Source organism: Paeniglutamicibacter cryotolerans (genome assembly GCF_014190875.1).
GTDB classification, from domain to species: domain Bacteria; phylum Actinomycetota; class Actinomycetes; order Actinomycetales; family Micrococcaceae; genus Paeniglutamicibacter; species Paeniglutamicibacter cryotolerans.
This window is the reverse complement of sequence record NZ_JACHVS010000001.1, coordinates 2,829,763-2,843,121: the sequence shown is the minus strand read 5'-3', so window position 1 is coordinate 2,843,121 and position 13,359 is coordinate 2,829,763. Positions and strand designations below refer to the sequence as shown.

At 65.2% G+C, this 13,359-nt stretch carries 9 protein-coding genes and 2 tRNA genes; all 11 read left to right on the top strand.

Features of this window, described 5'->3' with window-relative positions; all coding sequences use genetic code 11:
• The first annotated feature begins 218 nt into the window (after nucleotides 1–218).
• Nucleotides 219–512 (top strand): PadR family transcriptional regulator, encoded by a 294-nt coding sequence (locus E9229_RS13055; RefSeq protein WP_183511750.1) that lies wholly within the window; start codon nucleotides 219–221, stop codon nucleotides 510–512.
• On the top strand, nucleotides 509–1,030 hold the full coding sequence (locus tag E9229_RS13050) for an HAAS signaling domain-containing protein (RefSeq protein WP_183511749.1): 522 nt from the start codon (nucleotides 509–511) through the stop codon (nucleotides 1,028–1,030). The genes E9229_RS13055 and E9229_RS13050 overlap by 4 nt, the downstream gene beginning before the upstream one ends.
• A gap of 125 nt (nucleotides 1,031–1,155) precedes the next feature.
• Nucleotides 1,156–1,228: transfer RNA gene (locus tag E9229_RS13045), tRNA-Lys, on the top strand.
• A 482-nt stretch (nucleotides 1,229–1,710) separates the two neighbouring features.
• Nucleotides 1,711–2,907, top strand: a complete 1,197-nt coding sequence (locus E9229_RS13040) for a low temperature requirement protein A (protein WP_221184456.1) — start codon at nucleotides 1,711–1,713, stop codon at nucleotides 2,905–2,907.
• A gap of 139 nt (nucleotides 2,908–3,046) precedes the next feature.
• Nucleotides 3,047–3,532: a thioredoxin-dependent thiol peroxidase gene (gene bcp, locus E9229_RS13035; RefSeq protein WP_183511747.1), complete on the top strand. Its 486-nt coding sequence runs from the start codon at nucleotides 3,047–3,049 to the stop codon at nucleotides 3,530–3,532.
• An 87-nt stretch (nucleotides 3,533–3,619) separates the two neighbouring features.
• Nucleotides 3,620–3,704: transfer RNA gene (locus tag E9229_RS13030), tRNA-Leu, on the top strand.
• Between the two features lie 107 nt (nucleotides 3,705–3,811).
• A complete protein-coding gene (locus E9229_RS13025) occupies nucleotides 3,812–5,665 on the top strand; it encodes an ABC transporter substrate-binding protein (protein ID WP_183511746.1) in 1,854 nt (617 codons plus the stop codon).
• A gap of 77 nt (nucleotides 5,666–5,742) precedes the next feature.
• Nucleotides 5,743–7,236, top strand: a complete 1,494-nt coding sequence (locus tag E9229_RS13020) for a malate:quinone oxidoreductase (protein WP_183511744.1) — start codon at nucleotides 5,743–5,745, stop codon at nucleotides 7,234–7,236.
• An 843-nt stretch (nucleotides 7,237–8,079) separates the two neighbouring features.
• Complete coding sequence (locus E9229_RS13015) at nucleotides 8,080–9,060, top strand: nucleoside hydrolase (protein ID WP_183511743.1); 981 nt, start codon at nucleotides 8,080–8,082, stop codon at nucleotides 9,058–9,060.
• 454 nt (nucleotides 9,061–9,514) lie between these two features.
• Entirely contained in the window at nucleotides 9,515–9,724 is a 210-nt protein-coding gene (locus E9229_RS19025; RefSeq protein WP_221184455.1) for a hypothetical protein, read from the top strand.
• A 264-nt stretch (nucleotides 9,725–9,988) separates the two neighbouring features.
• Nucleotides 9,989–13,315, top strand: coding sequence for an efflux RND transporter permease subunit (locus E9229_RS13010; protein WP_183511742.1), 3,327 nt, complete (start codon nucleotides 9,989–9,991; stop codon nucleotides 13,313–13,315).
• The last annotated feature ends 44 nt before the right edge of the window (nucleotides 13,316–13,359 follow it).

Sequence of the window (13,359 nt, the reverse complement as noted above, 5' to 3'; positions counted from 1 at the left end):
CGCAAGCCGGGGCCCCCCGCAGGTTCCGCATCTCCGGCTTGACCGCGCGATGCGTGCCACGGGCGCCTGACGGCCTTCTCCCATCGGACTCTTCGAACAAACATTTATATCAGCATAGCCAACTACTTGACTTAACCGAATAGCGCTCATAGCCTAACATCGTGACCAAAACCGCTGCCCATGCCCGGGATCCCCAGTTACTCAAGGGGGTCCTCCCCATGCTGATTCTCGCCCTGCTCTCCGAAGCGGAGTCCTACGGCTATGAACTGGTTACCCGTTTGCATGGCGCCGGCCTTGACGGGATCTCGCCCGGAACGGTTTACCCGGTCCTCACCCGACTTGAGCGCGAAGGTCGCCTGACCTCTCAACTTGTTGCTTCCGCAGCAGGTCCTGCGCGAAAGTACTACCTCGCGACCGCCGAGGGACTCAATGCCCTGGCCACTATCCACGACGAATGGAATGCGCTGGTTGCCGTCGTCGAGCAAATCCTGCCCACCAAGGAGGCGCCTTGAGCATCCGACTGAAAATTTCTGACCGCTGGAACAGCTTCTGGTATTTCCAGACGTTGGGATTCTGGCTCGACCCCGTTCCCGGAAAACGCAGGCGGGCCATCCTGGCCGAGCTGCGCGAGAACCTGAGCGAAGCGGTGGCCGTCAACGGAATGACATCGGCCCTGACCGAGCTGGGGCAGCCTCGCGAACTGGCCCGACAATACGTGGAGCTGGAGCCCAAGGGTCGTCCGAACTGGGGCCTCGGAGCCCTCGCTGTGACAGTTGTGTTCGGACTCTGGCTCTTCGGCACCCTCGTCTACATACTGGGCATGCTCGGGACTCTGGAATCAACGGGTCAGCACCAAGCCGAGTCGTCATTCCTCGGTGTGCGCCTAATCACTGTATTCACTTCGTCCTCGATGGGTGTCGAATTCGCTGGATTCGCATGGCCGGTCATTATTTTCGCCGTGACCGCCTTCGTCCTCTTCGCTGCCCCCTGGCGCGTCATGACAGGGAAGTCCCGGCGCCGGGCGGCATGAATGCAACCACAAGAACACTCCCGATAAACACCCCGCGCCCCGATTTCACTCTCAAGCCACTTTATGGTTATGATATTTTCCGTGGTCATGGCGTCTTCTCCACGGAGAAGGCCGAAGAGCACAATGCATCCCTAGCTCAATTGGCAGAGCAATTGACTCTTAATCAATGGGTTTCGGGTTCAAGTCCCGAGGGGTGCACATGGGAAAGAACAGCCTCGGATTGCGAAAGCGATCCGAGGCTGTTCTTGTTTGCCCCGCAGGCCATCCCCCGTTAAACGGGCCGCACATGACGCTCGCTGGGTGGCGCTCCACCAGCCCCCGTTATTCGCGGCAGCAGGCTTGCGCGCCGCGCGCGAACCCACCCGCCGGCTCGTCCCGACCCGGTGGACCCGCATGGCCTGGCCTGCAGGTGTTTCTGCCACTCCCGATGATACAAATGCCACCCTCCGGGTAAGCAACCCCCCGGGTAGCGCCATTCCACCAGTCGTCGACTTCTTCTTATGTCCCATGTCCCGCTTTCCCACCAAAAGACTGATTTATTTCAATCGCTCATATTGCTCCGCCCCCAGGTGAACCCCGCCAGACCGTTGCCGGTGATCCGCAGACGATGCGTCTCAGCCTCCGGAATCCAGGACTCCCCCACACCCTCCCCCACGAACAATCGGGAATACCATGGCCCCATGATGCACAAGGCTCCGGCGGTGGACGGGCCAGCCCGCGAACCTGCTCGGATTCCGGGTCGCGTCCACTGGACGGAACTGTTTTTCGACCTGGTCTTCGTCGTCTTCGTCGGGCAGCTCGCCCATGGAATCCACGGTGACCCCGGCTGGGTCGAATTCGGCACCTACGTGCTGCTTTTCTTCCCCGCCTGGTGGGCATGGGTCAACATCGTTTCCATCATCAACCTCTTACCCGGGCTCTCCTCCCGAGCGCTCGGCCTGGCGATGCTAGCTGCCATGGCAGCCGCCGGCGTGATGGCAGCCGCAGCCCCGGAAGCGCTGGGCAACCGGGCCTGGGCCTTTTCGCTGGCAAACGCGGTACTGCGCACCATCTTGCTGATCCTGTGGCTCTACCGCCATCAGGAGACATCGAACGGCATCCCCTGGCGGATCTGGGCCTACAACGGCGGAACCGCCGTACTCTGGTTCGTCGCGGCGCTCCTGCCCTTCGCGGCAGCGGTGATTCTGTGGGCGGCTGCCATCGTGGCGGAGGTGGCCATGGCGGCGCTGAGTGGATGGTTCTGGGCCGAGCGCGGGATCGCCGAGATCAATATCGAACATGCGGCCGAGCGGCTGGGCCAGTTTGTCATCATCGTGCTGGGCGAATCGGTGTTCACCATTGTCACCGAGCTCTCCGATGCCTGGACACCCGGGGCCGGGCTGGATGCGTCGCTGGGATTCGCGATCGTGGCGCTGCTCGGGTGGGCCTTCTTCCACTACGGAACCGGAACCATGAGTGCCGGATTGGAGGCGCTGCGCTCACGTTCGGATTATGCCGGAATCTTGCAGACCACCCTGTTCATGCCGTTCCTGCTCGTACTGGGCGTGACGGCCATCGCCGGGGCCATCGCCACGGCCATCCCCGGGCCTCACGACAGCCTCCCCCTGGGTTCCGGGATCTGCCTCGGAGGCGGCATCGCCCTGTTTTACCTGACCAATGCCGTGGTGTCCCTGCGCTACGGGCAGCGCCCCGGCACGGTACTACCGTGGGCGCTGCCCACGGTAGTGCTCAGCCTGGTCCTGATCCCGCTGAGCGCCACGGTTTCGTCCAGCGCCGTCCTGAGCGCCGCGGTGGCCTTGCTGCTCCTGGTCACCGCCTATGTCGAGCTCCATGGCAGAATCCGGCGGAGGGCGAGGGCCGCCACGCGGCCCGCATAGGCCGGCCAGGATCCCGGGCACGCCGCGGTGGGCCACCGTCCCGAAACGGTTTCGGGGCTTTGCCTCCGATCCCGGTAATGTCGAGGACATCCGGCAACGCGCGCCCCAGGCGCCGCAACCCACCACAGGAGGCACACCCATGACCGTACCCGCTACCCGCCTGAATGCCGGGGACACCGCCCCGGACTTCACCTTGCCCGATGCCAATGGCGAGGAACTCTCCCTGTCATCGCTGCTCGGCAAGAAGGCCATCGTATATTTCTACCCGGCCGCCTCCACCCCGGGCTGCACCAAGCAGGCCTGTGACTTCCGCGACTCGCTGGCCTCGCTGGCCGCCGCCGGCTTCCAGGTCGTGGGCATCTCCCCCGATGCGCCGGCCAAGCTCGCCACGTTCACGGCCCAGGAGGAGCTGACCTTCCCGCTGCTGGCCGACGAGGATCACGCGGTGGCCGAGGCCTACGGCGCCTGGGGTGAGAAGAAGAACTACGGCCGCACCTACGAGGGCCTGATCCGCTCGACCATCGTCATCGACGAAGCAGGCAAGGTCGAACTCGCCCAGTACAACGTGCGCGCCACCGGCCATGTTGCCAAGCTGCGCCGTGATTTGGGAGTCGAATCGGAGTAATACTCGACCCGCACCACGGCATTCGTCCATACCAGTCAATTGCTTCCGCTACACTGGTTGATGCTGACCACGTGGTGGTGCGGCCTTGCGAGCGTGGCGAAATTGGCAGACGCGCTGGATTTAGGTTCCAGTGTCTTCGGACGTGGGGGTTCAAGTCCCCCCGCTCGCACCAGGGATCGGCTGGACCGATCGGCGCAGGGCCCCCGGATCTTTCCGGGGGCCCTGCTCGTTAGAGAAACGGGTACCATCAGCCATCCGGCCGGACACAGGAGTCACACAGTGCAGAACACCACCGACGGTCCCATGGAGCCCAGCCGCCGAGCGGTCCTGGGATTCGGCTTCGGTGCCATCGCGCTGGCCCTGGCGGGCTGCACCGCGACACCGCCCTCGCCCAACGGCGATCCCGCCGCACGCCCAGACCTCCGTCCGTTCTCCTTTGGCACGGCGGCAGATCCACTGACCCTCGATCCGGCCCTGGCCGCCGACAACGAATCGTTTCGGATCACGCGGCAGATCTTCGAGGGCCTGATCGGACTCGACTCGGAAACCGGTTCCCCGATCCCGTCGCTGGCCACCGAATGGCTGGTGAGCGATGACGGGCTGGACGTGCGCTTCACCCTGCGCCAGGGCGTCAGATTCCACGACGGAACGGAATTCAACGCGGCAGCCGTCGTGGCGAACTTCAAGCGGTGGGCGGCCCTTCCCGCCCCGGAATCCGGACGCAGTGCCCTGGGCTTCGAAGCGGTCTTCCGCCACCACGAAGACCTGCCGGTGATCCCGACCAAGCCCCCCGCCGAACCCGAACCCGATCCCGATGCGACCGACGCGGAGAATGCGGCGGCCATCGCCGCGTGGGAAAAGATGGTGCAGGACAACAAGGACACTGCGGCCGCGCTTGACGCTTTCCCCTTCACCGGGCGCAGCTTCGGCGGCAGCGCCAGCTACTACGGCGGCATCAAGGCCGTGGACGACTCGACCGTGATCCTCACCCTGCGCCGGCCACTGACCGGGCTCATCGACGCGCTCACGCTGCCCGGCTTCGGCCTGGCCTCCCCGCTGGCACTGATCACCCTGGACGCCAACACGGTCAACCCAGCCACCGGGCTCAGCTCCTTCGGCAAGTCCCCGGTCGGCACCGGCCCCTACCGCTTCGAGAGCTGGAACGGCGGCACGGTCAACCTGGATCGCAATACCGAACACTGGCTGCTGGCCGAGGAAAAGGCCGCCGGCCTGGACAAGGAGTCCACCCGGCCCGAGGTACTCCACTTCATCGAGCACCGCACCCCCTCCGGACGATTGCGGGCCTTGCTGCGCAAGGATATCGACGGCTTCGACATGGTCACGGTCGATGGGCTTCGCGACCTGGTCCGCGAGGGCCAACTGATCGTCCAGCGCGACCCATTCTCCGTGTCCTACCTGGGCATGAACAGCGCGAACGCGCAGCTGGCCGACCCGATCGTCCGTCAGGCCATCGCCCACGCCATCGATCGGCAGAAGCTGATCGGCCAGTTCTACATCGACGGGACCAAGGAAGCACGTGGCTTCGTCCCGCCCTCCCTGGGCATCAAGACGTCGGACACCTACTACGGCTACGACCTGCCCAAGGCCAAGGAGCTGCTCGCCCAGTCCGGCTACACCGGCGAGCCGATCCCGTTCCTGTACCCGCTGAACATCGCCCGGGCCTACCTGCCACTGCCCGAACTGATCTATGCCGAGCTTTCACGCCAGCTCACCGCCGCCGGACTGAACATCGTCCCGGTACCCATCGACTGGTCCAAGGGCTACCTGACGTCGGTGCTTTCCGGTGAACATCCGGGCCTGCACCTGCTGGGCTACAACGGGAGCTACCGCGATCCGGACGACTTCGTCGGCTCGCTCTTCGGATCCAAGCGGAACGAATTCGGCTACAACTCCCCCGCGGCCCGTGCACAGATCCTGTTGGCCCGCTCGATGCCCAATGGTCCGGAACGAGTTGCCGCCTACGAACAGCTCTCGGACCTCCTGGCCACCGACCTTCCCGCGATCCCGCTCACCTTCCCGATCTCGGCGCTGGCATTCGCGGACCGGGTCCGGTCCTATCCGTCCTCCCCGGTCTTGGATGAGGTCTTCGACAAGGTGACCCTCACCACTTAGGGGTCAATACCTCAAGGCCTGATTTCATCCAGCTCCACGCACCGCGCTACCCTTGCAGGGAGCCAGCAGAACTTTCAATGGAGATCACAGTGCCTTCTTCCACCCCTTCACAAAACTTCGACGTCGTCCTCATCGGCGCCGGCATCATGAGTTCCACCCTTGGAACCCTGATCAAGCAGGTTGAACCGGGGTGGACCATCGGGCTCTTCGAGAACCTTCAGGAGGCCGGCCTCGAATCCTCTTCCCCGTGGAACAACGCGGGCACCGGGCACTCGGCCCTCTGCGAGCTGAACTACAGTGCCGCCGGACCCGACGGATCGGTCAATCCGGCCAAGGCCATCGGCATCAACGAGCAGTTCCAGATCACGCGCCAGTTCTACGCGCACATGGTCGAGCAGCAGCACATTGGCGCCGCGAAGAGCTTCATCAACCCGCTGCAGCACATGAGCTTCGTGCTGGGCGACAAGCACTCCGACTACCTCAAGACCCGGTTTGAGGCACTGGCTCCCAATCCTCTCTTCGAGTCCATCGAGCACACCGAGGACCTCTCCGTGATCGAGAAGTGGGCGCCCCTCGTGGCACGCGGACGCGACGGCAGCCAGCGCGTTGCCGCTTCCCGCGTCGTCGGCGGCACCGATGTGGACTTCGGTTCGCTGACCCGCCAGCTGACCAGCCACATCGGCGAAAACGGAGTCGAGCTGAACTTCGGCCACAAGGTCACCACGCTGAACCGCACCTCGACCGGCTGGGAAATCATGGTCAAGGACAACGCGACCAAGGCCAAGCGCACGGTCAACGCGAAATTCGTGTTCGTCGGAGCCGGCGGCGGCGCACTGGGCCTGCTCCAGAAGGCGGGCATCCCGGAAATCAAGGGCTTCGGCGGCTTCCCCGTCTCCGGCCAGTTCCTGCGCTGCACCGACGAGGAGATCATCAACCAGCACAACGCCAAGGTCTACGGCCAGGCCTCGGTCGGCGCCCCGCCGATGAGCGTGCCGCACCTTGATACCCGTTTCGTCAACGGCAAGCGTTCGCTGATGTTCGGCCCGTACGCCGGCTTCTCGACCAACTTCCTGAAGACTTCCTCGCTGCTGGACCTGCCGCTGTCGATCCGCCCGCACAACATCATCCCGATGCTGGCCGTGGCCAAGGACAACATGTCCCTGACCACCTACCTGATCAAGGAAGTGCTGAAGTCGAGGGGGAAGAAGGACGAGGCCCTGCGTGAATACTTCCCCGAAGCCACCGGCGACAAGTGGGAACTGATCACAGCGGGCCAGCGCGTGCAGGTCATCAAGAAGGACGCGAAGAAGGGCGGCGTGCTGCAGTTCGGCACCGAGGTCATCACCTCGTCCGACGGCACCATCTCCGGCCTGCTCGGCGCCTCCCCGGGAGCATCCACCGCGACCCCGATCATGCTCGAGCTGCTCGAGCGCTGCTTCCCGAAGCAGTTCGCTGGCTGGAAGCCCAAACTGACCGAGCTCATCCCGTCTTACGGCTCCACGCTGAACGACAACCCGGCCTTGCTCGCCGAAGTAACCGCAGCGACCAATAAGGTCCTGGACCTGGCCTAGCGTTGGCACGAGGCACGCCTCGGCGCCCGGCTCCCCGCAGCAACCGCGGCCGGATGCCGGGCCTGCGTTGCGTTGCGTGGAACACCAGCTACCGCTTCGGCAAGTCCGGAGCGGAAAGGTCGGCTGACACGAGGAAACGGCATCCTCCTGCAGGATGTGAGGCCGTCCGCCCGCCAACCCATCAGCCATGCGTTTCCCACGCCAAGTGATCCACGGACGAAACATGAATCCCCGAAAGATTCTTCGTCCAAGGAGGTAATCCCGTTCTCACCGCGGCCGTCCTGAAGCCGGGAGACTTCTCGTCCCGGTGTGGCAACGGCTGGCCGCTTGGCACGTGTGGACTACCACGTTGAGGACCAGGGGGCGCTCCGCACCGGGGCCTGCACCGTCAAGGCTTCGGGATGAGCACGCAGGGCCTCGCACGCGCATGATTGTGCTGACCGCCGTCCCGATCAAGTTTCTCCTCCGCGTCGCCGGCAAGCCGGTTCGCGGAAAATTCCGGCTGGATCGAGCTGTTGCTCATCGTCCTGTTGCCGAACCTGTTGGCCCCGACAGGTGTCGATCATTCCAACTGGTCCCCGGGGCAGCGGGGTGCTCGTGGCCATCCTCGGCATCATCGAGACCGACCTTATCCAGAGCACGGCAACCGCATCGCGGCTCCAGGCTCCCCGCTCCCCGCTCCGGGCAGAGGAATTGTGCAGGGCACCGCACTGTGCCTTGGTTTTCCGCCCGAATCACCGTCCCGGCCCTGGCTGCCGGCCTGAGGGACACCCCTCGCCGGGATCCGGAGATCCTGGCCCCGCACCCTTCACCACCAGCGCCCGCCTCACCGACAGGAAAACCATGGACATCAAGGACACCCGCACCATCTACCTCGATTGCGACACCGGCATCGACGATTCGCTGGCATTGGCCTTCCTGTTGGCGGCGCCCGGCACCGATTTGGTCGGCATCGGTGCGGTCAGCGGAAACGTATCCGCCGCCCAGGGCGCACAAAACACCCTGGACTTGCTCGAGCTTGCCGGTCGAGGGGATATCCCGGTAGCCATCGGAGCCCATGATCCGCTGGCCGGCCACTTCGACGGCGGGGTCCCGCACATCCATGGCGACAACGGCATCGGCAACATCAAGCTTCACCCGGCGCAGGCAACAACCACCGGCACCAGCGCGGCCGAGCTGCTGATCTCGCTCTCCCATGACCACCCGGGAGAACTCTCCATCGTGGCCATCGGCCCGCTGACGAATATCGCCCTGGCCCTGGCCATCGATCCCTCTCTTCCCACGCGCATCAAGGACGTCACCATCATGGGCGGCGCCGCGCTAGTTGCCGGTAACGTCAGCCCCGTTGCCGAGGCGAACATCTGGAACGATCCCGAGGCTGCCGCCCTGACGCTTGCCGCCCGGTGGGACCTCACCCTGGTCCCTCTGGACGTCACGCTCGAGAACATCCTGGAGGAGGAGCAGCGGGTCGCGCTGGAGGAATCCCCAATCCCGGTGGTTTCCTCGATCGGAAGAATCCTGGACTTCTACTTCGATTTCTATGTTGGGCTCTACGGCCGCCGAGCATCAGCCATGCATGACCCGCTTGCCGCGGCCATCGCCACCGGTGCCATCATTCCAACCAACGCACCCCGGGTCGCCATCGAGGTCGACACGACCCGCGGGCCGGGCCGGGGCCAAACCATCTGCGACCTGCGTGGCCAACGCATGGGTCCGGTGGACCAGCCCGGGGCACACTGCCGCGTGGTCCTGGGCACCGACATCCCGCTGCCGCCGGTCCTTGTCGAACACCTGCTTGCCTACAAAATCCCGGCAGAACGCTAGGTCGAGAACCGGGCCCGGCGATTCGGCGGTACCCGACGAGTGGGGCACGGCGGCCACCCACCCTCCCACCGGCTTTGCCACGGGTATCGTCGATAGTCGAAACCGAAGGGCAGAGCCGGTCGAGCGGAGCGGCCGTACTCCGCTCCCGCGCCTTCTGCTAGGACCGGTACCGGGCAGCCGGCAATATCCTGTCCGCCGCGATGCCGTTTTGCTCGCTGCCAACAACGGACGTCGAGCTGGGCATAAAGCTCGACGTCAGCCGGGCCAAGGGGCGTGCGGCCACGAGACCGTCGGCTGGAGGCAAGCGGGCCGCTCCGGTAACGACAGTCGGTCCTGCTTTCATCAGGGCGGCGGACCAAATGCGCACCCCGCGGGTCTTGTCAATGTTGAACCCCGACCCTTTACTCACTAAAATCGATGTGCGAACCATTGACACAACCAAAAGGACAGTCCCATGCCCCATCTGGAGATGATCCGGGCAGCCGCCGAGGATCTCAGTTCGGCCCGAGTACTACTCAACGAACGCACGCACGCCCTTCAGGGGATCATTCGGACGGCACTGGAGCATGGGGCATCGGAGGCTCAGGTGGCTCAGTCCAGCGGCCTGAGTCCAGCCGAGATATCACTCATCGCAGCCGAGAAACCATCACTGGTATCCCTCTGATTGGCCGCTGGCCACGGCCGCGTGCCCCGCGGCGTTCAGTTCGAACGTGATACAGGCCGGACTGCCTCCGCCTTCCTTAACCCGCTTCCGCTCCGATGCCCTCCTCCGGCGCAAGACGTCTTCAAACGGGCCGCAAGCCGCTGACGGATGCTGATTACCCCTCAACGTTGCGTGATCGGGAGACTCACGTCGCAAGTGATTGCTTCACTGCAACTAGAGTGGTGCACAAGCAAATGCGTACCCCCGAACCACGAAGGATGGCAGATGTATCGGCTCGCCGTACTCTCCCTGGGCAACCGTGCCCTCATCGCCCTGATCACCGTTTTCGTCGCTGTCTTCGGTGTCATTACGATGGGCCAGCTGAAGCAGGAACTGATTCCGGCCCTGGAATTTCCGCAGATCTCGGTCGTCGCCTCCCAGCCCGGAGCCTCCCCCGCGGTGATCGACAAGCAGGTAGCCCAGCCCTTGGAAAGCTCGCTGCAGGCAGTGGAGGGGCTCGAATCCTCCGCGTCCACCTCGCAGACGGGCTTCACCACCATCTCGCTCTCCTTCGTCTACGGGACTGATCTTGATCGCGCTCGAGCGCAGGTGGACAAGGCGATCTCGAACGCCAAGCCCCTGCTGCCTCAGGACGTCGAACCCACCGCGTTCGCCGGCTCCATCTCCGACTTCCCCATCGTGTATCTGGCCGTTTCCGGCGGAGCGGACCTGAACACGCTGCGTGCCGACGTCGAACGCCTGGTCCTGCCCACGCTGACCAAACTCAACGGAGTGCGCACTGCGGATGTTTCCGGTGGCACCGGCCAACACATCGCGGTATTGCCCAACAACACGAAGCTCGTCGCGGCCGGCCTGAGCGTAGCCGACCTGAAATCGGTCATCGAGGAAGGGTCCGGGCTGATGCCCGTGGGCCGCTTGGACACCGATGGCCTGGATCTGCCGGTCACCAGCGGTTCGCTCATCGACTCGCTGGCCGCCGTCAAGGCACTTCCGGTCAAGGGCAGCACCGGCGTGCTGACGCTCGCGGATCTGTCCACCATCTCGATGCAGGACGACACTGCCACCTCGGTCACCCGCACCAATGGCATCCAGACCCTCGCAGTATCGGTGACGAAAAAGCCAGACGGTGACACCGTCTCGATATCGCACGAAGTCAACGCGCTGCTGCCCGAGCTCGCTACCCAACTGGGACACGACGCCAAATTCACCACGGTCTTCGACCAAGCCCCGTTCATCGAGCAGTCCATCCACGACCTGACAGTCGAGGGGCTGCTCGGCCTGGGGTTCGCCGTCGTGGTCATCCTGGTCTTCCTGCTTTCCGTCCGTTCCACCCTGGTCACCGCGATCTCCATCCCGCTCTCGCTGCTGGCCACCTTCATCGGGTTGAGCATCGGCGGCTACTCTCTGAACATGCTCACCCTGGGTGCGCTGACCATCTCCATCGGACGCGTGGTCGACGACTCCATCGTGGTCATCGAAAACATCAAGCGGCACCTCTCCTACGGTGAGGAAAAGGCAACGGCCATCCTCACCGCAGTGCGTGAGGTCGCCACGGCCGTGACGGCGGCGACGCTGACCACCGTCGCCGTGTTCCTGCCCGTGGCCCTGGTCGGCGGCCTGGCCGGCGAGCTGTTCCGTCCGTTCGCGCTCACCGTCACCATCGCCCTGCTCTCCTCGCTGCTGGTATCGCTGACCATCGTGCCGGTGCTCGCCTACTGGTTCCTGGGCCACACCAAGCCGGGCGCCGCCGACCTGGGAGCGGCCCGCGCAAAGGCCGAGGCCAAGGAACACAACTCGCTGCTGCAGCGCGGCTACGCCCCGATCCTGCGCAGCACCCAACGCCACCCGGCGATCACGTTGATGGCCGCCGTCGCCGTCCTGGCCGGCACGGTGGCCATGGTGCCGCTGGTGCCGACCAACCTGCTCGGCGGCACCGGACAGAACACCTTCTCCGTTTCGCAGAAGCTACCAGCCGGATCCTCGCTGGAGACCACGCTGAAGGCCGCCACCCCGGTCGAAGAGGCACTGCGCAAGGTTCCCGGGGTCGTTGACGTCCAGATGACGGCAGGCACCCCCTCGGGTGGATTCGCCGCCTTCCTTGCCGCCGGGACCGATACGGCGAGCTTCACCGTGATGACCGATACCGGGGGCGACCAGCAGGTCATTCAGGATGCGGCCCGCACCGCGGCACGAGCGGCGGCCGGCGACTCCGAGGTCACCGTCTCCGGTTCCGAGGGCGGCCCGACCGGATCCAGCTCCGTCACCATCCAGGTCGGAGCGCCTACCCCCGAGATCCTCGAGGCAGCAACCAAGAAGACGACGGCAGCGATGGAAGGGATCGACGGCGCCACCGGCGTCGAAGACAACCTGAGCTCGGCCCGCCCCCAGGTCTCCATCGAGGTGGACCGGGTCAAGGCAGCCAAGGCCGGACTCAGCGAGGTGCAGGTCGGCGCGCTGACCGCCGGCACGCTCTCCCCGGTACCAGCCGGTTCGGTGCGCATCGGCTACACCGACTTCCCGGTGCGCATCGGCGAGGGAACCGACCTGACCTCGCTGGCCCAGCTGCGCGACCTCAAGCTGCCCACGGCCACCGGACTGGTCCGGCTCGGCGACGTCGCGAGCGTTCAACGCACCGAATCCCCGGCGACCATCACCTCCTCCAACGGGGACCGGATCGCTACCGTCTCGATCACCCCCGGCGAAAAGGACCTCGGCTCGGTCTCCGCCGAGGTCACCAAGCGCCTTGATGCGCTCGTGCTGCCCGACGGGGCGACGGCCGCACTGGGCGGAGCGGCCACCGAGCAGGCCGAGTCCTTCGGCCAGCTCTATCTGGCGCTGCTCGCCGCCATCGCCATCGTGTACGTGGTGATGGTGGCGACGTTCAAGTCGCTGGTCCAGCCGCTGGTCCTGCTGGTGTCTATCCCGTTCGCCGCGACCGGAGCCATCGGGCTGCTGCTTCTCACCGGCGTTCCGCTGGGCCTGCCCTCGCTGATCGGCATGTTGATGCTGGTGGGCATCGTGGTCACCAACGCCATCGTGCTCATCGACCTGATCAACCAGTACCGCCACCCGCGCGGCAAGGAACCGGCGATGAGCTTGGCCGACGCGATCCACCACGGCGCCCGCCAACGTCTGCGCCCGATCCTGATGACGGCGCTGGCCACCATCTTCGCGCTGATTCCGATGGCCCTGGGCCTGACCGGCGGCGGCGGGTTCATCTCGCAGCCGCTGGCGGTGGTGGTCATCGGCGGCCTGGTGTCCTCCACCGCGTTGACGCTGATCCTGGTTCCGGTGCTCTACCATCTGGTCGAGGGCGCCAAGGAACGCGGCACCGCCAAGCGCGAAGCACGCCGTGCGGCCAAGCACCAGCCGGTGCCCGCCCTGGCAGGCACGGCCCCCGCGGGTACCGCAACGGCCCAACACCATGCCCGGGCCGCGCATGTGGACCGGTCGGCGGTCCCGGATGCGGCCCCGGTCCACGAGCCGCACCTGTTGATCAACCCGGCAACCGGCTCCATCCCGCTGACCCGGCGCGAACGAAAGGAAGTCGAAGGGGAACTGGGGCACAAGCACCACGCGCCCCCGGAGTAGGCGGCACTCCAACATCCGCTCCGGCCGAGGGTGGCTGAGCATCC